This window comes from Streptomyces sp. NRRL S-920 (assembly GCF_000717945.1).
GTDB classification, from domain to species: Bacteria; Actinomycetota; Actinomycetes; order Streptomycetales; family Streptomycetaceae; genus Streptomyces; species Streptomyces alboniger.
Genome location: NZ_JODF01000001.1, coordinates 279481 through 298334 on the forward strand (window position 1 = coordinate 279481; position 18854 = coordinate 298334).

Genomic DNA, 18854 nt, shown 5'->3' on the forward strand with positions numbered 1-18854 from the left:
GCATCAGGTTATTGATCACCGTCGAACCCAGCCAGACCGCTCCTGGCCGACTGTTGAGCGCTGCACTAACGTTGGCTGAAAATCGCCCCCGAGAGTGTGGCTCGGCCCCAGCCCGCGGCCGCTGAGGCCAGCGCGGAAGGCGGATGCGAGGATGACTGGTATGGACATTCGCCGCAGGAACAACGTGACAGTCACCGGCCCCGCCGACGCACCGGCGGTGGTCCTGGCGCACGGGTTCGGATGCGACCAGAACATGTGGCGGCTCGCGGTGCCGGCGCTGGCGAAGCGGTACCGGGTCGTGCTCTTCGACTACGTCGGCTCGGGGGGCTCGGACCTGTCGGCCTGGAGCGAGGAGCGGTACTCCTCCCTGCACGGCTACGCCGAGGACGTGGTGGAGGTCTGCGAGGAGCTGGATCTGGAGCGGGCGGTGTTCGTCGGGCACTCGGTGAGCGCGATGGTCGGGGTGATGGCCGCGCGTTCGGCGCCGGAGCGGATCGGGGCGCTGGTGATGGTGACTCCCTCGCCCTGCTACATCGACGAGGACGGGTACCGCGGTGGTTTCACCGCGGAGGACATCGACGAACTGCTGGGCTCACTGGAGTCGAACTACCTGGGCTGGTCCGCCACGATGGCTCCGGTGATCATGGGCAACCCGGAGCGACCGGCGCTCGGGGAGGAGCTGACCAACAGCTTCTGCGCCACCGACCCCGAGATCGCCCGGGTCTTCGCCCGGACCACCTTCCTGTCCGACAGCCGCGCGGACCTGCGGAGCGTGACCGTGCCGACCCTCGTACTGGAGTGCGCCGAGGACGTGATCGCCCCCCGCGAGGTCGGCGCGTACGTGCGCGACGCGATTCCCTCCTCCCGGCTGGTCACGCTGGACGCCACCGGTCACTGCCCGCAGCTGAGCGCGCCGGAGGCCACCGTCGAGGCGATCCTCGACTTCCTCGGCTCCCTGGAGGACCCGCGGTGATGTGCCGCTCGGGCGGAGAGCCGGGAGCCGGCGGCGCGGCCGGTACGAACGCCGCGTTCACGGCGCTGCTGGAGGACAGCGCCGAGGACCTCTACGAGTCGGCGCCCTGCGGCTACTTGTCGACGCTGATGGACGGCACCATCGCCAAGATCAACGCCACGCTGCTGGACTGGCTGGGCATGGAACGCGAGGCCGTCGTGGGCGAGGCGCGCTTCGCGGACCTCCTGACCGTCGGCGGGAAGCTGTACCACGAGACGCACTTCGCGCCGCTGCTGCGCATGCGGGGCGAACTGGGCGGCATCGCTCTGGAGATGAAGGCCGCCGACGGCCGACGGCTGCCGGTGCTGGTCTCCTCCGTGATCAAGTACGGCGGTCAGGGCGAACCCCTGCTGATCCGCACCACCGTCTTCGACGCCTCCGACCGGCGCGCCTACGAACAGGAACTCCTGCGCCGCCGCGAAGAGGCCGAGCAGGCGCGCGCGGAGGCCGAAAGAGCCCGTGCCGAGGCCGAACGGTCGCGCGCGGAGGCGGAGCAGGCACGCCGCCAGGCCGAGGCCGACCGCGAACGGCTCGCCGACGCGCTCGCCGCTCTCCAGCAGACGCTCGTCCCCTCCTCGCTGCCCGTCGTGCCGGGCCTGGAGACAGCGGTCTACTACCACACCGCGTCCCCGGACCTGCTGGGCGGCGACTTCTACGACCTGTTCCCCCTGGGCGAGGGCCGCTGGGCGTTCTTCCTGGGAGACGTGTCCGGCAAGGGGCCCCAGGCGGCCTCGCTCACGTCACTGACCCGCTACACCCTGCGGGCGGCCGCCCTCCACGACCCCGAACCCGCCGTGGCGCTGGCCACGCTGAACTCCGTCCTGCACGACCGGTACACCGCCGGCGGCGACCCCCGCTACTGCACCGCCATCTTCGGCGTCATCGAACCGGGCGAGGGCCGCACCACCATCCGGCTCGCCTCCGGTGGCCATCCTCCGGCACTGGTGGTACGCGGCGAAGGACGCGCGGACTACCTCCCCACACCCGGCGGCCTGCTCGTGGGCGCCCTGCCGGACGCCTCCTTCAGCACGGCGGAGACCACGCTCGGTCCCGGCGATACGATTCTGCTCTACACCGACGGCCTCACCGAGGCCCGCGCCGGGCGAAGCCGCGAGAGCATGTTCGGCGATGACGCGCTGCGCGCCTTCTTCGCCGACCCTGCCTCCGCCTCCCCGGCCGCTTCCTCGGCGGGGGAGGTGGTCGCCTCGCTGACCGAGCTGCTGGAGGGCTTCGGCGAGGGCCTCGACGACGACACCGCTCTGCTCGCCCTCGGAGTCCCCGCCCGCGGGACCGCCCCCGCGACCGACCACTCGACAACGAAGCAACCACGATGAGCCCACTGAACATCATCCGCCGGGACGCCGAGACCGGACCCGTGCTGCACGTGGCAGGCGCCCTCGACTACCAGCAGGCCGCGTCCTTGCGCGAACAGGTCGAAGCGCTGGCCCTGAGCGCGGGGCAGAGCCTGGTCATCGACCTGTCCGGCCTGGAGTTCTGCGACTCGAGCGGCATCACCGCCCTCCTCGCCGCCCGCCGTCGCGCCCACACCACCGGCGCCGACCTGGCCCTGGTCGACGTCCCCGCCAACACCTTGCGCATCCTCACCGTCGCCGGCCTGGATCAGGTCTTCACCATCCGTTCCAGCACCGACTAGACGACGGTGGACGTCGGCGGGATCCACCGGCGGGAGCGGGGCGGGGTGTTGGAGACGTTGTACTCCTTCCTCAGTTCTTCGGGGATGGCGTAGTGCATGACGCGTCCGCGGGTGAGGGAGGACAGCTCCAGGACGGCGGTGAGGCTGCCGAGGCGGTCCAGCGCCCAGGCGCCGAGAGGCGAGCGGTCCTCGATGGCCTCCAGCACTCCGAGGAGGTGGGGGACGGTCTTCACGACGGTGTCCCACGCGGTGCTGGGTACGCGCAGCCAGTCGGCGCAGGTGTCGCCGATGAGGTAGCGGATGAGGGCGGAGACGACCGGGTCGAAGAAGGTGCCGGGCACGACTTCCTCGTAGAGGTCGATGAGCTGCCGGGTCAGGTGTGCGCCCTCCTCGGAGGGCCCCATGTGCCGGATCATGTACAGGTCGAGGAATTGGCGGGCCTCGTCGAGCGTCTTGGGGACCGCGTCCTGGTCGATGCCGAGCATCGCCCCGACCACACGCCAGGCGTAGTAGTAGGCCTCCGCGCCCTCCGTCGACATGTGGATGTTCAGGCGGTGCAGGCTGTCCAGCACGAGCAGCGAGAAGAACATCTGCCCGCCGATCAGGTCCTCCTGACAGATCGGCGTTCCGAGCGTCTCGGTGTCCCAGCGGTTCTCGCGCTTGAGGTGGTGGCGGATGGAGGCGTGCAGCAGGCGGACCTTCTGCGCGGCCGGGATGAAGCGGCTGCCCGCCTCGAAGGCCCCCGGCTGCATCAGATAGACGGTGAACTGGCCCGTCTCCGCCATCCGCCTGGAGGGGTACGCCAGTCCGTGGGTCGTCGACAGCAGCTTCGCCACGGCCGGCACGACATAGCAGGCGGGCATGGAGGCGAAGGAGAGGGCCGTGGAGATGTGCACGTTGTTGTCGATGAAGAACAGCCGGGCCTTCTCCATCTCGCCCCAGTCCACCCAGGCCGGTGGATAGCTCGTGGCCGCGAGGTACTCCCGGGCGACGTCCGGCAGCCCTTCCGGCAGGGGAGCCCCGACGGTGGAGACGTACCGCATCAGCGTGTTGAACTTGCCCACCTCACCGCGTTCGAAGAGCGTGGCGACGGTGGCGTCGGCGAGTTCGTCCCCGGGCTCGCGCAGGGCGGTCATCGATGCCTCGGTGTGCAGCATGACTGAGTTCCTCGTTCTCGGGTTGACTTCGGGTGGGCGTCGACGCGCGCTGCTCGCGCGGGCGTCAGGACTGGCGGGCCGCCGCCGAATGAGCCAGCGCCGTCAGGGCTCTGGCGGCGGGCGCCGACACGTCCGCTGTGTGCAGCGCGTCCAGCGCCTCCCGGACCCGGACGGTGATCATGTCCTCGATGCGGTCGGGCGTCCTCAGGTCGCGCATCATGTCGCGTACGGTGCGCAGGCCCTCCGCGTCCAGATCGGGCCGGCCCAGCAGGGCGCGCAACCGGTCCCGTTCGTCGGCGCCGGCGAGGCGCCAGGTCTCGGCGAGCAGGGCCGTGGGCCGCTGACCGCGCACGTCGTCGGCGTTGGCCTTGCCGGTGCGCTCCGGGTCGCCGAAGAGGCCGAGCAGGTCGTCCCGCAGCTGGAACGCCTCGCCCAGCGGCAGGCCGTACGCGGAGTAGCCCTCGCGGAGCCGACCGGCCGCGCCGGCCAGGGCGCCACCGATCAACAGGGGCTGCTCGACGGTGTACTTGGCGGTCTTGTACCGGATCACCTTCAACGAGGCCGCGGTGTCCGGGTCCGTGCCGGTGCGCAGGATCTCCAGGCACTCACCCGCGATCAGCTCCCGGGTCAGGGCCGACCACAGGGGGCGGGCCCGGGCCAGATAGGCGGCGGGCAGACCGCTGGTGGCGAACAACTGCCCGGCGAGCCCCATCAGGAGATCGCCCACCAGCATCGCCAGCGACCTGGCGGACGCCGAGGCGCGGGGGCGGTCGAGGACGGTGCCGCGCAGTGCGACGTGGGCGGTGGGCCGGCCGTGCCGCATCGGGCTGTCGTCGATGAGGTCGTCGTGCACGACGGCGGCGGCATGCACCAGCTCCATCGAGGCCGCCGCCCGCACCAGAGCGTCGCTGTCGGGCTGGCCCGCTCCGCGCCAGCCCCAGTAGCAGAACGCCGCCCGCAGCCGCTTGCCGTCCGCGACCGCCGCCTCCAGCTGGTCGGTCACCGGACCGAGCAGGGGGTCGATGTCCGCGAACAGCGCGGCCTCCTGGCCTACGAACTGACGCAGGATCACATCGACGCGGTCCTTGAACCGTGCGGGTTCCCACAGGTCAGAGGTCATCGGCGGCCCGTCGAGCCAGCGCGTGCCGGGCCAGGGTCTCCAGGTGGGCCGGGGGCACGGTCGCGAACCGGTCCCGCACCAGGCGCCCGCGCGCCAGCAGGTCGTGCTCGGCCTGCGCCGCCAGCTCGGAGGTGTCCGAGCGGCGCAGCAGCCCTTGCGCCGTCCCCAGGGCGGTGCCCAGCGTGCTCACCCCCAGATCGGCCAGGCCCACGGCCAACAGCACGGCCCGCTCACCGAGACCGCCGATCAGGCTCGCTTCTCGCGTCATGACATTTCTCCCACCAGAGCACGTACACCCGGCGCCCGCTTCAGGCGGGCCCGCACATCATGGGCCCACGCCGGGCACATGCCAGGGGAAACTCACGATCGAGTGAACGCTTTATGGGAGTGAGTTGCCCGCGCTAGAGCCAACCGGCCCGCATGCTGGTCACCGCTCCCGCGTCAACATCGCTCGTCGGCCGGCCCAGTTCCCCGGCCCAGACCCGCTCCAGCATCCGGCCGACGGTGCCCACGATCTCAGGGGCCGCTGTGCGGAGGCCGTCCGCGTCCGCCGCCGAGATCTCGTCCGCGGCGATGCCGGCCTCGTCCAACAGGCTGGAGATGTCGGTGAGCCTGTCGCTCAGCCACGTCAGCGGGTCGTCGGACAGCTCCTCGACGAAGGTCCGCGGGCCGGGTTCCCAGTCGACGATGCCGGGGTGGTGGTGCGTGCGGTCGAAGGTGTTCGGGGCGGCGTCCGCGTCCTGGAGGAGGTCTACCCGCCACAGAGGGCGCCCGATGGTGATGGGGCGAGCCGAGTAGAGGGAACCGGGCAGCTCGCCACTTTCGAACACTCGTAGCTCCAGCCGGACCCCGCGCTCGGGACTCTCCTGTCCGTGCAGCGGACTCGGGTTGAGGAAGTAGAGGTCGCTCACCACGACGCCGATCCGCTCAAAGGCGACTGCGTACAGCACACCAACCCCCAGGGGCTACTCGTGAGCCAGGCGAACCTTGTCCTGCCGAGCCTACGGAGGTCCGCCGCGCCGCACGATCCAGAACCGGCCAACGGCGTGAGTGCCCGGGGCGCACTCGCGGGAGTTCCGGCCCCCGCCTCGCGCGGCGGGGGCCGGATGCGGCGCTCAGCTCACCTCGTGGCGGCTCGCGCGGCCTGCCCCGACCAGCAACAGGACGGCCGCCAGCAGCAGGACGGGCCAGGGCGTGAGCGTGAGGACCACGGCGTCGATCACGGTCCAGAGCCCCAGGATCCACGCGATGAACGACGGCGGTGTGATGCCCCGGCGATCCAGCCACAGCACGGTGAGGCCGACCATGACGAGCGGCACACCGAAGCTGCCCAGGCTCAGCCAGTACGCGCTGTTGGCCGGGCTCATCGCCGAGAGGTCGTCATCCCGCAGCGCCCCGCTGAACCACGCGTCCGCGTGGGTCGCCGCCTCCTCCACGGTCAGGGCGCCGATGGTGTGCAGAGTGCCGAACAGCACGATCAGCCAGCCGGCCCATTTGATCATCTGAACTCCCCCTCGTACTCCGCGAGTTATACGCTGACGTACAAGGCGAGAGTAGAGCCGTTATACGGCTTCGTACAACAAGTGGGAAGGTGGGGTGGCTCACCCATGGGCGCGCTGCGCACGCCGCGGGAGAAGTGGATCGAGGAGGGGCTGCGCGCGCTGGCCGAGGGCGGCGTGGAGGCCGTGCGGGTCGAGGCCCTGGCCAAGGCGCTCGGGGTGACCAAGGGCGGGTTCTACGGCTACTTCGCCAACCGCGGAGCGCTGCTGGAGGCCATGCTGGACACCTGGGAGCGGGAGTGCGTCGACGACGTCCTGGCCCGCGTCGAGCGGGAGGGCGGCGACCCGCGCGAGCAGGTCCGGCTGGCCGGGCGGCTCACCTTCTCCGGTGACCGCCTGCTTCCCATCGACCTGGCCGTCCGCGACTGGGCCCGCCGCGACGCGGCCGTCGCCGAACGCCTGCGCCGCGTGGACAACAGCCGTATGCAGCTGGCACGCGACGCGATCAGCACCTTCTGCTCCGACCCCGAAGAGGTCGAGGCCCGCAGCCTGCTCGCGTTCTGCGCGGCCATCGGCAACCACTTCCTCGCCGCCGACCACCAGGGCGGCACCCGCGCCCAGGTCATGACGCGCGCCGCCAACCTGATCCTCGACATCCCGTCCGGCCGACCTGATCGGTGACCCGTGCCTCACAGGCTCGCCAGGAGATCGTCGAGCGGGGCCGGGACCCGGCCGGGGGAGAGGGCGTCGACGAGGAGACGGCCGTAGCGGATCTTGCGGCCCTTCTTCGTGCCGAGGAAGCGCCGCAACTGCTGGTGCCTGGGCCGACCGTCGTGCGCGGGCTGGCGAAGGAAGGTCTGCCAGGCGCGGAGGTCGCCCTCGGCCGCGACGATGTCCTCGACCCTTGCCGTGCCCAGCGCGCGGATGAGTTCGTCCTCCAGGTCCGCCGCGCACACGAAGAAGTCCCGGCGGGGTGCCCGCGCCCGCTCCAGACCGCGGTGGTAGAAGCTCTGTTCGTTCTCGTCGCACAGCCCCGCCAGGCGCAGGCCGAGGCCGGGCGGTCCGAGGAGGTGTGCGTAGCGGCCGATGCTCATCGCCCCGCCCATCGGTACGACGCACACTCCCTCGGCGGCGAGGTCCCGGCCGTGCCGGGCGGCGAGTGCCTCGACGGCCGCGTGGTCACTCGGCCCTTCGAGCAGGACCGCCGTCCGCACCCCCAGCTCCACGGCCAGCTCGCCCGCCGGCCCGCCGGGACCGCCGCTCGCCCAGCCACCGACCGCGTCCCGGAATGCCCGTATGTCCGCCATGGAGCGAGTGTGCACGTCCGCGCGACCGCACGGCACGGAATATGCGGCCCGCTCGGCCGCGGGCGTCAGTGCTACGTCAGCATTCCTGGGAACCATGGCGCCCCTGGTGCCGTCCGGGAGGAAGTTCATCATGAACGCGTCTTTCAACGAGTCCTGCGACTCTTCCAGGGGGTTACGCCTGTCGGCCGTCGTACGGCGTGGCGGACGATCCGGTGCGCTGCTGGCCTTCGTGATGGTCCTGTGCGCCGCGCTGGGCTGGGGGCCCGCGTCCTCCCCGTACGCCTTCGCCGCCGATGCCGCCGCGTCCACTTCCGCCAGGCAGATCGTGAACATCGTCTCCGCGCCCAGCGGCTTATGCGTGGAGGTCCCCGCCTCGGAAGTCGGCCAGCCGGTGCGCCAGGGCCGCTGCTTCGGCAAGCCGGGGGCACGGTGGTACCTCCAGTCCTCCGGGGCGGCGAGCGACGCGGTCAACATCGTCAGCGCCGGCAGCGGAACCTGCGTGGAGGTGGCGAACTCCAGCCCGGACAACGGCGCCGCCATCCGCCTGGGGGCCTGTGACAGCCGCCCCGCGGTGAGTTTCCGGATCGTCCCGGTCGGTGACGGTGTCGGATTCCAGACCATGACGTCCACGACCCCCAAATGCCTGGAGGTCACGGAGTCCTCCACGGCGGACGGGGCGGCGCTGCGGCAGTGGGACTGCAAGCAGCAGGCCGGCGCGATGTTCTTCCAGCGACAGCCTCCCCGGCAGTGGGAGACCACGCTCGTGAACGGCAACAGTGGAAAGTGCCTCGGGATCCTCAACCAGAGCCGTCTGGACGGCGCCAGGGCGATCCAGCGGACCTGCACCGCGGGCACCGACGAGCGGTGGCAGGTCGTCGAGCTGGGCGAGGGCAACGTGGCGGTGGTCAACGGCAACAGCGGTAAGTGCCTGGCCATCAGCAACGGCAGTCTGGACAACGGCGCCCACGCGAACCAGTTCTCGTGCGACGGCTACAAGTTCCACACCTGGGCGATGAGCCCGGCGGGGGACGGAACCTTCACGCTGGCCAACCTGAGGAGCGGAAAGTACCTCGGCGTGCGCGGCCAGAGCACGGAGGAGGCGGCCCAGGCGGAGCAGTGGGACCGCACGGCCCACACCGATCAGCTGTGGCGGATGAGCCCGACAGCGACGTGAGCGCTCCCTTACGACGGGCCGCCACCGTCCGTCCCCGCCGCCAGACTCCGCACATGCGCCTGCGCCTCGCCCAGCAGCTGAGCGGGCACGAGCCAGTAGTCGTAGATGCCGCCCCGCGCGGAGTTGTATCCACAGAGCACGGCCACCCCGGTGCCGAGGCGCTCCTTCAGCTCCCCGGCCAGCCAGCCGACGAAACCACTGTTGTCGGATGCCGACGGGAAGTGGAAGGCGAAGACGCCGAAGACCTCCGCCTCCCCGCCCCGCGCCGGTTCGAGAACCGACCAGCTCTGCGCGTCCCGCACCAGAGCCAGAACCTCGGCGGACGGCTGAGGTACCGGCCCCGCCGGGTATTCGTGGTAGGCCCAACTGCCCGGCAGGACCTCGAAGTCGGCGTCCGCGAGCACGCCGCGCAGCCGTGCGCGGGTTTCGTGGGGTGATTCGTGACTGATGCTGACCATGGCCCGTCCAACCGAGTCCCCCCGCGCCGAAATTCCCGCCAGTCACCACCTGCTGCGACCGCCACCCACCACCTGCTGTGATCCGCCGCCCGGCCCCGGGGGAGAATGAGATCCACTTCCCCCTCGACCAGGAGAAACATGTACAAGCGCCTGCCCGTCCTCGCCCTCTGCCTGGCCACGGCCGCTCTTGGCATCTCGGCGTGCGACGACTCCGGCGACAACCGCTCCGGAGCCCCGGCCCGGGCGGCGTCGACGGCCCCGTCCTCCCCCAAGAGCCCCCCGGCCGACCCCTCCGAGGGCGACGCCGAGCCGCGCGGACTGACCGGCGCTACGCCCGCGTTCTTCCTCAAGACCATCCGGGACCACTACCCGGACATGGACCACATCAGCGACGAGAAACTCCTCGCCCACGGCAACGCCTTCTGCGCCGCCGAGGGCCAGGCACTCGCCGATCAGGCGAAGAGGACGATGAAGGAACTCGGCACCACCCCGAAGCAGACCGCCCGGATCATGGGCAGCGCGCACGGCTACTGCCGCCTGGGCAGCACTCAGTCCGGCAACTGAGCCTCAAGCCGGAAGCGGCTCCTCCAGGAGGGCGCGTACGGCCGGTGTGCCGGACCGCTCCGCAAGCTCGGCCCGCAGCAGCTGCCACTGCTTCGCCACGGCGACCGAGGAGGAGTGGAAGAGGAACTCGGCGGTGCGCAGCGCCCGTTCCAGTGCCTGGTCGGTGTCTCCGCAAGCGAGCTGCGCCCGGGCGAGGAAGCCATTGCACAGGGCCGCGTTCTGGCCTTCCACGGGGGAGCCGCCTGCCGGGTCCGCGTCGAGGAGGGGGAGAAGGTGGTCCACCGTCGGGCCCATCTCGTTCAGGCTGAAGTGGGCGGCGCCGGCATGGAACTGGATCGCCTCGCCCGTGAACCACTCCAGACAGTCGGGGTCGTCGTCGTGCAGCGCGGGGCTGTGCAGGGTGCGGGCGATGTCCATCTCGCGCGCGCTGGCGCGGTGTTCACCCTGCTCCGCGTACGCGCGGCCGCGCAGCACGTGGATCAGGGATGCCAGCCGGGGGCTGTACCGCGAGCGCCGGCAGGCGTGTTGGGCGGCGTCGAGCAGCGTGAGGGCGGTCTGGACCTCGCCGTAGTGCAGGCGCTGCATGGCGAACTGCGTCAGGGCCCAGGCGCCCAGCCGGTTGTCCTGCGCGGCGGACGCGGCGCGCAACGCGGCCATCACCGCGGACTGGGCCCGCCTTTGGTCACCCAGGTCGAAAGCGAGCCGGCCGCTGTAGCAGGCGGCATCGGCCGTCAGGGCCAGCAGGCGTGCTCCGGTGGCCCGGTCGTAGGAGGCGTTGCGCGTCAGGTCGCACAGCAGCAGGAGCCAGGAATCGGCGAGGATGCGGGTGCCGGTGGAGCCCAGGGCGTCGAAGAGCTTGCGGCCCTCCAGTCGGCGCAGCTCCAAGGAGGAGACGGCCGACGCGGAGAGCCGTAGACCACGGCGGTCCGGCAGATCGAGCGGGGCGGCGGCGTTCAACCACGCTGTGGTGAGGCTCCTGATGCTCTGCTCGCAGGCGGGGATGGCGTCGTCCCGGCCGTCGGGCTCGGGCGACGAGCGTGCGATGCCCTCCAGGGCCACGAGTGCCTCGTCGCAGCTCCACGGCTGCTGGAGCAGTGAGGCGTGTCCGGTAGCCACGTACAGCCACTCCGGCCAGCCGAGGCGCACCACGTCGGTGCGCGGGACACCGTGCACGTGTGCCATCGCGTACTGCGCGCTCAGCTCGGGAGTGATCTTCCCGGACTCCCAGCGCGCGACCTTCTCCCGCCGCGCCGCCATGGTTCCGAAGCCCAGTTCGGCGTGGGTGTCGGCGATGAGCTTGGCATAGGCGGCGTGGGACAGCTCGTCCCGTCCGCGCAGCAGCGCGAGGGGGTGGCGGATGGAGCGATAGGTCATATGCATGCGGATCTCGATGCCGGGGGTTGCGAGGCCCGTGGGGGATGTGAGGGAAACATCCGCTTACCGTCAATCCGGACATTTCCAGCATAGTCAGTAGGTGTGCGGGCCGCAGGGTTGCTCCGGGCGGGGGGAGAGGCACATCCGAGGCACAGCCGGATCGCTGGAGAACCGCGGGCGCCCGCGGTTCCCTTTTCTTACGGCCGTCCTTCGTACCCGCACATCAACAGGGAGACGACTGTGCCCCCTCAACTCGCCGTTCCCGTCACCGTGGCGCCCCCTCAACGCTCGGCCGCCCGAGGTGCGCCGACGACGATGCCGACCGGCGCCCGCGGACACCGGACCGACCGCCCCATGTCCGTGCTGCGCTGGCCCGCGCAGGCCGACGAAATCGAGGCGCACCGAGCGCGGGGCGTCCCCCGACTGCTGCTGGTCGCGGCGGGCACCCGGCCCCCCGTCTGCGTCGACCCGCTGGAGGACTGGACCCGCACGCCGGTGGACGAGGTGGACCTGCGAGCGCGCTGGGCCGCCCTGTGCGCCAGGTCCGCCTGCCGGAAGCCGAAGATCGACCAGCACGGCGTCCTTCGGTTCGCGGGCCAGAGCCTTCCGCTCGCCGCCGGTGAGGCGGCCCTGGTGAGACTGCTCCTGGACTCCTACCGATCGGTAGTGAGCCGGGACGACCTGATCGCGCATATGTGGCCGCACAGTGCTCCCGCGCAGCGCAACGCCCTGGACGTGCGCGTACTGCGGGCACGCCGCCGCCTCCTGCCGCTGGGCCTGGTGATCAAAACCGTATGGAGTCAGGGCTATCTGCTCGACGCCCAACAGGACCGGGAGGCCTCGTGACCAGCACAGATCGGGCCAGCACAGACATGACCGGCACGGACATGACCGCCTCACATACCTGCACGGACGGCCGGCAGACCCTCGCCGGCCTGGCGCGACGCGGGGCCGAACGCCTGCCGACAGCCCCGGCCGTACGGTGGCGGGACTCCGAGGGGGCGTGGCGCACCCGGTCGTACGCCGACGCCCGGCGGGAGAGCGAGGAGATCGCCCGCGGGCTGATGGCGCTGGGCCTGCGCCCCGGCGACCGGGTGGCGATCCAGAGCGCGCTGCGTCCCGAGTGGACGTTCACCCTCCTCGGCGCGGCGGCCTCCGGTCTTGTCCTGGTCTCGCTCCTGCCCACCACGGTGCCGGAGGAGATCACACATGTCATGAACGACTCAGGTGCCACGGTGCTCATCTGTGAGGACGCGGACCAATGGGCGAAGGTGAAGGCTGCCCGGTCCCGGCTGCCCGCTCTGCGCCACATCGTGCTGATCGACGCCCCGGAGGGGGCCGACGGCATCATGACGCTGGCGGAGCTGCGCGCGCTGGGCCGCGAACAGATACCGAGCGCCGCCTTGCGCCGACGTCAGGACGCGGTACGGCCCGACGACCTGCTGGTCATCATCTACACCTCCGGCACCACAGGGCCGAAGAAGGGCTGCGCCCTCTCGCACGGCAATTACGTCAGTGTCCTGCGGGCGCACCCCGCCCCGCCACCCAAGCCCGCCGACGCCCCGCCGGACCTGAGCAACGGCACCCTCTACGTCGTGACCGGGCCGCACACCATCGCCCTGCTGATGCAGCTGCTCACCTGGTGGTCCGGCTACACCCTGGCCTACTTCAGCGGCGGCCCGCCGGAGCGCATGCTCCGGGAGATACGGGAGACCGCTCCGAAGCTTCTTCCCCTGGTGCCGCTCGTACTGGAAAGGATCTACAGCGCGGTTCTCGGATCCCGGCCGGAGGGGGAGCGGCACCGGCTCGTGGAACAGGCCCGGCTCGGCCTACAGGTCCGGGAGCGGCACGCCAGGGGCGAGAGTCTGCCCGCCGAGCTGAGCCGCTGGTTCGAGGAGGCCGACGCGGGTGTGTTCGCAGAAGTGCGCGCTCACTTCGGTGGCAGGGTGCGACGGGTGACCGTATCCGGCGCCGCGGTGTCCCAGGACCTGCTGGCCTTCTTCCTCGGCTGCGGTGTCCCGGTCGTGGAGTGCTACGGAATGACCGAGACCGCCGCGGCCGTCACCTCCAACTCTCCCGATGACTACCGACTGGGCACGGTCGGCAGGCCCCTGCCGGGAGTCGAGGTGGACATCGCGCCGGACGGTGAGGTGCTGGTGCGGGGCGGCAACGTCTTCCGCGGCTACTGGGGCTACGACGAGGGCCGGTTCGGTGCCGTCCACGACGGCTGGCTGCACACCGGCGACCTCGGTGAGATCGACGAGGACGGCCGGCTGCGTCTGCTGGGGCGCAAGAAGGAGGTGATCCAGCTGTCCCACGGCATGGCCGTCACCCCCCATCCGCTGGAGAGGCAGCTGCGGGCCAGCCCCCTGATCTCCCACGCCGTGCTCTACGGCGAGAGCCGGCCCCATCTCGTGGCGCTGCTCACGCTCGACGAGCGGCACGCGTCGGCGTGGGCCGCCGAACGGGGGCTGCCGACCGACCTGGGCGCCCTGGTCCGCCGCCCGGAGCTGCTGCGCGAACTCGACGGGGTGGTCGCACGCGCCAACTCCCGCCTCCAGGAGTACTACCGGGCCAAGGCGTTCACGGTGCTCGACCGCGATCTGTCGGTGGACACAGGGGAGTTGACCATTTCCCTGAAGGTGGCCCGCCCGGTGGTGTACGCGCTGCACCGGGAGCGATTCGAGGCTCTCTACGACTGAGGGCTCCCCACACCGCGAGATGCCCGGCAGATCTCCTGCCGGGCATCTCGCGGTGTGGCGGCCGATACCGTCGCCGGCACTCAGCCCACGATCAGCTTGGGGCGGTGGTGGTCCAGCCAGACGTACAGATCGAGCACCTTCTCCAGCAGCATGCGATGGCGCCCCGGATGCGGCACCCGGGTCGGATCCGCCTCGGCCGCGCGAAGCGCCGTGGGCCTGTCGACGAGGGTGAAGACGTCGTGGTCGGCGAGGGCGAGGACGCCGCGCACCTGCTCCTGGAGGGCGGAGACGTACCGGCGGTCCTGCGTCATCGGATAGGGGCTCTTGGTGCGCCCCAGCACCACGTCCGGGACCACCTCCCGGGCGGCCGCCCGCAACACGCTCTTCTCACGGCCGTCGAAGACCTGCATCGACCAGGGGATGTTGAAGGCGTACTCGGCGACCCGGTGGTCGCAGAAGGGCACCCGGACCTCCAGCCCCACCGCCATGCTCAGCCGGTCCTTGCGGTCGAGCATCCCACCGAGGCTGCGGGTCATGTGCAGATACAGGAGCTGGCGGGCGCGTCGCTGCTCGGCGCTCTCCCCGTCCAGGACGGGGGTCTCGGCGAGCGCGTCGCGGTACCGCTGCGCGGCGAACTCCGGTATGTCCAGGACCGCGCGGAGATCCGGCGGTGTGTACGGGCGTTCCTGCCGGGCCGTGCCGAGAGCGGCGGTGAGCCAGGGGAAACCGGCGGCCTCGCTGACCGCGCGGTCGTGGAACCACCAGTAGCCGCCGAACATCTCGTCGGCCCCCTCCCCGGAGAGGGCGACCGTGGAGTGTTCCCGGATCGCCCGGAAGAGCAGGTACAGGGAGTGGTCGAGGTCGCCGCGGCCCACCGGCAGATCCCGGGCGCTCACGCAGGCCCGGCGGACCTCCGGGTCGGCCAGCGCCGCGGGGTCCAGCACCAGATCGGTGTGATCGGTGCCCAGATGGTCGACGACGGCGCGTACGTAGGGTGCGTCCGGGCTGATGTTGTACTCGTCCGGTACGAAGTGCTCACTGTGCCCGGCGAAGTCCACCGAGAACGACCGCAGCGGCGCGGCCCGTCCCTCGGACGCGAGCCCGGCGAGGGTGCTGGAGTCCAGCCCGCCGGACACCAGCAGACAGCGGGGGACGTCGGCGACCAGCTGTTCCCGTACGGAGTCGTGGAGCAGCTCCCGCAGCCGCCCGGAGGTCGTGGCCAGGTCATCGGTGTGCGGCAGGGCCCGCAACCTCCAGTACTCCTGCTCGCGGACGCCCAAGCGGCTGACCGTGACCACATGGCCCGGCGGCAGTTCGCGCATGCCCTGCCACACCGCGGCGCCCGGCGTCTTCACGCCGAGCACGATCTCCCGTATGCCGTCCAGGTCCACGGTCCGTGGCACCGCCGGGTTGGCCAGGACGGCCTTGGGTTCGGAGCCGAAGAGCACCCCGTCGGGTGTGGGGTAGTAGTACAGCGGCTTGATGCCCAACCGGTCCCGGACCAGGAGCAGTTGCTCGGACCGGCCGTCCCAGACGGCGAAGGCGTACATGCCGACCAGGCGCTCGGTGAGCGCGGTCCCCCACTCCAGGTAGGCCCGCAGCACGACCTCGGTGTCGCAGGCGGTGCGGAACGGATGGCCCCGGCGGCGCAGTTCGGCGCGCAACTCGGCGAAGTTGTACACCTCGCCGCTGTACGTCAGGGCCACGACGCCGTCGAGGGTCCGGGCGGTCACCGGCTGCGCGCCGCCCTCCAGGTCGATGATCGCCAGACGCCGGTGGCCGAGGGCCGCGTGCCGGGAGTACCAGGTGCCGAAGCCGTCGGGACCGCGGGCGGTCATGGATTCCGTCATGGCTTCGAGTGCACCCTCCTCCCGGGTGAGATCGCGGTCGAACGACACCCAGCCGGTGATTCCACACATACCGCTGCTCCTTGCGTACGGGGGGAAGAGGTCAGTCGGTGAAGATGTGATCGCCGCGGACGGTCTGCCCGTCGGCCGTCGGCTCGGCCGGGTCCGAGCCCATCGAAGTGATCCTGTTGGCGCCGTCCACGAAGACGACCTTGGGCTCGACCTTCTGCGCCTCAGCATCCGCGACGACGCCGTAGCCGATGATGATGACCAGGTCGCCGACGTTGATGAGACGGGCCGCGGCGCCGTTGATGCCGACCACGCCGGTGCCCCGGGGGCCCTCGATGATGTACGTCGAGAGGCGGTTGCCGTTGTTGATGTCGACGATGTCCACCTTCTCGCCGGGCAGCAGTCCGGCGGCGTCCATCAGGTCGGCGCACAGGGTGAGCGAGCCGACGTAGTGCAGATCGGCCTGGGTGACCGTGGCGCGGTGGATCTTGGACGTGAGCATGGTACGGAACATGGCTGTACTTCCTTTCGAGGTGACTTGCGGAGTGGATCGCCGCTCTTCAGGGGGTGGATTCCGGTGGCCTCTCAGGCCTGCACGGACTTGATCTCCAGGAATTCCTCCAGGCCGAGGACACCGTGCTCGCGGCCGTTCCCGGACTGCTTGTAGCCGCCGAACGGTGCCCGGGGGTTCAAGTCGGCGCTGTTGACCCCGACTTGACCGGCGCGCAGGAGCCTGGCCACCGCGAGGGCCCTGTCGCGGTCCGGTGACCAGACCGCGGCGGCCAGTCCGTAGTCGCTGTCGTTCGCCAGCCGTACGGCCTCGGCCACACTGTCGTAGGGCTCGATGGCGAGCACCGGACCGAAGACCTCGTCGCGGTGCACCGCCATCCGCGGGGTGACCTCGGAGAGCACCGTGGGGCGGACGAAGTAGCCCTGGGGCAGGCCGTCCGGCGGCGAGGCCCCGCCGGTGACGAGGCGGGCGCCCTCGGCGAGGGCTCCGGTGATGTGCGCGCGGACCCGCTCCCGCTGAGTGGCGGACACCAGCGGGCCGAGGTGGGTCCCCTCGGCCAGCGGATCGCCGCACGTCATGGCCTCGGCCGCCTGCCGTGCCGCCTGTTCGACCTCGCCGAGCCGTGAGCGGGGCACCACGAGCCGGGTCAGCGCGCTGCACGTCTGGCCGGAGTTGAGGAACGCGTTGACCACGACCCGCGGCACCGCCTCGACCGGGTCGGCGTCGGGGAGCAGCACCGCGGGGCTCTTGCCGCCCAGCTCCAGCGTGACGCGCTTGACCGTCTTCGCGGCCAGTCGGCTGACCCGTCTACCCACCGCCGTCGACCCGGTGAAGGACACCAGATCGACGCCCGGGTGCGCGGCCAGGGCTTCGCCCACCACCGGCCCGGTGCCGCTGACCATGTTGAACACGCCGGGTGGCAGGCCGACCTTGTCGAAGATCTCCGCGAGCGCCCAGGCGCCGAGCGGTGCCACCTCACTGGGCTTGAGGACGACGGTGTTGCCCGCGGCCAGGGCGTAGGCGACCTTCGCGGCGATCTGGTGCAGCGGGTAGTTCCACGGGGTGATCGCTCCTACGACGCCGTAGGGTTCGCGCACGATCAGTGAGCCGCCCCCCTGACGTTCGTACGCGTACGCGGATGCGACATCGGCCGCGTGCCGGAACGACAGGACGGGCAGGGCGACATGCGCGGCCCGGGCGAACGCCAGCGGCGCCCCCACGTCCCGAGCGGTGAGCACGGCCAGCTCGGCCGCTCGCTCTTCCAGCCGGTCGGCGACGCGCCCGAGGTACTCCGCGCGGCGGGCGGCCGGGGTGTCCCACCATCCCGGGAAGGCGCGTCGGGCCGCGTCGACGGCCGCGTCGACATCGGCGGACGTGCCCTGCGGGACGGTGCACATCACCTGCTCGGTCGTCGGGTTGACGACCTCGATGACGTCGGTGCCCCGCGAGGGTCTCCAGGCGCCGTCGAGGTAGATCTGACGGTGGTGGTGCATGGCGTCTCCTTCGTGCTGCTGGGTGGCTACCACCGGGCTCGCAGCGCCCGGCCGACCTCGTCCACCGCTTCCTGGAAGGCGGCTAGTCGGGGGAGGAGGAAGAAGATGTGGAGCATTCCGGCGTAGCGGCTGACGGTCGTCGGCACTCCGGCGGCCCGCAGCCGTCGGCCGTACGCCTCTCCCTCGTCCCGCAGCGGGTCGTACTCGGCGGTGAGGATCAGCGCCGGCGGCTGGCGTGACAGGTCGTCGGCGAGCAGGGGCGCCGCCCAGGGGTGGGTGGCGTCCTCCGGGCGGGCCAGGTAGAGGTCCCAGAAGTGCTCCATCGCGGCCCGGGTGTTGACGTAGCCGCGCGCGAACTCCTGGTAGGAGGGGAACGGCGAATCGCGTGCGGGCGCGGTGATCGGGCAGATCAGCAGCTGGAGGCCGATGTCCGGGCCGCCGCGTTCGACGGCCATCCGGCAGGCCGCGGTGGCGAGGTTGGCGCCCGCGCTCTCCCCGGCCACCACGAGGCGGTCCGGGTCCGCCCCGAACTCGGCGGCCCGCGGGGCGAGCGCGTCGACGGCCGCGTAGGCGTCGAGCACGGGCCCCGGGAAGCGGGTCTCGGGCGCCCGCCGGTAGCCGACCGAGGCGACGACCGCTCCCGTGGCGGCGGCGAGTCCGCGCAGCGGGCGGTCGACCAGGTCGACGCTCCCCGCGACCCAGCCGCCGCCGTGGAAGAACACCACGAGAGGCCGGGGCCCGTCGGGCGGACCGGGCCGGTAGACGCGGACGGGGAGCGGCCCGCCGGGGCCGGGGACCGAGGTGTCCGTGACCTGTGCCATCGGTGCGGGCGGGCCTTGCACCTGTACGAGCCCGTCCAGGAGTTCGCGGATGACCCCCACGCTCACCTGCTCGAACGCCGGGAAGCCCTGCTCGTCCAGAGCGTGCAGTACACGCTCAGAGTCCATGTGGAGAGGCATGGTGCTCCTTCGGT

The 18854-nt window shown here is 71.3% G+C and carries 20 protein-coding genes; 8 read left to right on the forward strand and 12 right to left on the reverse strand.

All coding sequences use genetic code 11. The features are described from left to right. Positions 1-160: 160 nt before the first annotated feature. Genes IG54_RS0101255 through IG54_RS0101265 form a run of 3 tightly spaced genes read left to right on the forward strand, consistent with a single transcriptional unit; the run spans position 161 to position 2666 of the window. Positions 161-973, forward strand: a complete 813-nt coding sequence (locus IG54_RS0101255; protein ID WP_030776026.1) for an alpha/beta fold hydrolase — start codon at positions 161-163, stop codon at positions 971-973. Next, complete coding sequence (locus IG54_RS0101260; protein WP_037895914.1) at positions 973-2346, forward strand: PP2C family protein-serine/threonine phosphatase; 1374 nt, start codon at positions 973-975, stop codon at positions 2344-2346. Before IG54_RS0101255 ends, IG54_RS0101260 begins: the two co-directional genes overlap by 1 nt. Beyond that, a complete protein-coding gene (locus IG54_RS0101265) occupies positions 2343-2666 on the forward strand; it encodes an STAS domain-containing protein (RefSeq protein ID WP_030776032.1) in 324 nt (107 codons plus the stop codon). The genes IG54_RS0101260 and IG54_RS0101265 overlap by 4 nt, the downstream gene beginning before the upstream one ends. On the opposite strand, the gene IG54_RS0101270 is transcribed toward IG54_RS0101265, so the two are convergent. The 5 genes from IG54_RS0101270 to IG54_RS0101290 form a co-directional block, all read right to left on the reverse strand. Further along, on the reverse strand, positions 2663-3823 hold the full coding sequence (locus tag IG54_RS0101270; protein ID WP_030776034.1) for an oxygenase MpaB family protein: 1161 nt from the start codon (positions 3821-3823) through the stop codon (positions 2663-2665). The genes IG54_RS0101265 and IG54_RS0101270 overlap by 4 nt on opposite strands. Positions 3824-3887: 64 nt before the next feature. After that, a complete protein-coding gene (locus IG54_RS0101275) occupies positions 3888-4943 on the reverse strand; it encodes a polyprenyl synthetase family protein (protein WP_030776037.1) in 1056 nt (351 codons plus the stop codon). Then, the gene (locus IG54_RS0101280; protein ID WP_030776040.1) at positions 4933-5211 is read right to left on the reverse strand and encodes a hypothetical protein; all 279 of its coding nucleotides are present in this window, start codon (positions 5209-5211) and stop codon (positions 4933-4935) included. Before IG54_RS0101280 ends, IG54_RS0101275 begins: the two co-directional genes overlap by 11 nt. A 133-nt stretch (positions 5212-5344) precedes the next feature. Next, positions 5345-5893: a hypothetical protein gene (locus tag IG54_RS0101285; RefSeq protein WP_030776043.1), complete on the reverse strand. Its 549-nt coding sequence runs from the start codon at positions 5891-5893 to the stop codon at positions 5345-5347. Between the two features lie 165 nt (positions 5894-6058). Continuing rightward, the gene (locus IG54_RS0101290) at positions 6059-6445 is read right to left on the reverse strand and encodes a DUF6463 family protein (RefSeq protein ID WP_030776046.1); all 387 of its coding nucleotides are present in this window, start codon (positions 6443-6445) and stop codon (positions 6059-6061) included. A 105-nt stretch (positions 6446-6550) separates the two neighbouring features. Between IG54_RS0101290 and IG54_RS0101295 the strand changes: the two genes are divergently transcribed. Next, positions 6551-7123 carry a TetR/AcrR family transcriptional regulator gene (locus tag IG54_RS0101295; protein ID WP_030776049.1) on the forward strand — a complete coding sequence of 191 codons (573 nt, stop codon included), beginning with the start codon at positions 6551-6553 and terminating at the stop codon, positions 7121-7123. An 8-nt stretch (positions 7124-7131) separates the two neighbouring features. Here the strand turns inward: IG54_RS0101295 and IG54_RS0101300 are convergent, their stop codons facing one another. Beyond that, entirely contained in the window at positions 7132-7749 is a 618-nt protein-coding gene (locus IG54_RS0101300; protein ID WP_030776050.1) for a TOPRIM nucleotidyl transferase/hydrolase domain-containing protein, read from the reverse strand. Positions 7750-7879: 130 nt separating this feature from the next. On the opposite strand from IG54_RS0101300, the gene IG54_RS0101305 reads away from it, so the two are divergent. After that, the gene (locus IG54_RS0101305; RefSeq protein ID WP_158708767.1) at positions 7880-8923 is read left to right on the forward strand and encodes an RICIN domain-containing protein; all 1044 of its coding nucleotides are present in this window, start codon (positions 7880-7882) and stop codon (positions 8921-8923) included. An 8-nt stretch (positions 8924-8931) separates the two neighbouring features. Here IG54_RS0101305 and IG54_RS0101310 read toward each other — a convergent pair whose 3' ends face one another. Beyond that, complete coding sequence (locus IG54_RS0101310; RefSeq protein ID WP_037895919.1) at positions 8932-9381, reverse strand: DUF6196 family protein; 450 nt, start codon at positions 9379-9381, stop codon at positions 8932-8934. A gap of 138 nt (positions 9382-9519) precedes the next feature. On the opposite strand from IG54_RS0101310, the gene IG54_RS0101315 reads away from it, so the two are divergent. Continuing rightward, complete coding sequence (locus IG54_RS0101315) at positions 9520-9945, forward strand: hypothetical protein (protein WP_030776057.1); 426 nt, start codon at positions 9520-9522, stop codon at positions 9943-9945. A 3-nt stretch (positions 9946-9948) separates the two neighbouring features. On the opposite strand, the gene IG54_RS0101320 is transcribed toward IG54_RS0101315, so the two are convergent. Then, complete coding sequence (locus IG54_RS0101320) at positions 9949-11325, reverse strand: hypothetical protein (protein ID WP_158708768.1); 1377 nt, start codon at positions 11323-11325, stop codon at positions 9949-9951. 309 nt (positions 11326-11634) lie between these two features. Here IG54_RS0101320 and IG54_RS0101325 point away from each other — a divergent pair, with 309 nt between their 5' ends. Both IG54_RS0101325 and IG54_RS0101330 read left to right on the forward strand, forming a co-directional pair. Next, on the forward strand, positions 11635-12165 hold the full coding sequence (locus tag IG54_RS0101325) for a helix-turn-helix domain-containing protein (RefSeq protein ID WP_051819174.1): 531 nt from the start codon (positions 11635-11637) through the stop codon (positions 12163-12165). Continuing rightward, complete coding sequence (locus IG54_RS0101330; RefSeq protein WP_158708769.1) at positions 12162-14021, forward strand: AMP-dependent synthetase/ligase; 1860 nt, start codon at positions 12162-12164, stop codon at positions 14019-14021. The genes IG54_RS0101325 and IG54_RS0101330 overlap by 4 nt, the downstream gene beginning before the upstream one ends. Positions 14022-14101: 80 nt before the next feature. Here the strand turns inward: IG54_RS0101330 and asnB are convergent, their stop codons facing one another. The 4 genes from asnB to IG54_RS0101350 all read right to left on the reverse strand — a co-directional run bounded on the left by asnB (position 14102) and on the right by IG54_RS0101350 (position 18828). Beyond that, a complete protein-coding gene (gene asnB, locus IG54_RS0101335; RefSeq protein ID WP_030776068.1) occupies positions 14102-15940 on the reverse strand; it encodes an asparagine synthase (glutamine-hydrolyzing) in 1839 nt (612 codons plus the stop codon). Between the two features lie 31 nt (positions 15941-15971). Then, positions 15972-16391 (reverse strand): aspartate 1-decarboxylase, encoded by a 420-nt coding sequence (gene panD, locus IG54_RS0101340; protein WP_030776071.1) that lies wholly within the window; start codon positions 16389-16391, stop codon positions 15972-15974. 71 nt (positions 16392-16462) lie between these two features. Next, positions 16463-17881 carry an aldehyde dehydrogenase family protein gene (locus tag IG54_RS0101345; RefSeq protein WP_030776074.1) on the reverse strand — a complete coding sequence of 473 codons (1419 nt, stop codon included), beginning with the start codon at positions 17879-17881 and terminating at the stop codon, positions 16463-16465. A gap of 26 nt (positions 17882-17907) precedes the next feature. Continuing rightward, the gene (locus IG54_RS0101350) at positions 17908-18828 is read right to left on the reverse strand and encodes an alpha/beta hydrolase (protein ID WP_051819176.1); all 921 of its coding nucleotides are present in this window, start codon (positions 18826-18828) and stop codon (positions 17908-17910) included. Positions 18829-18854 lie beyond the last annotated feature (26 nt).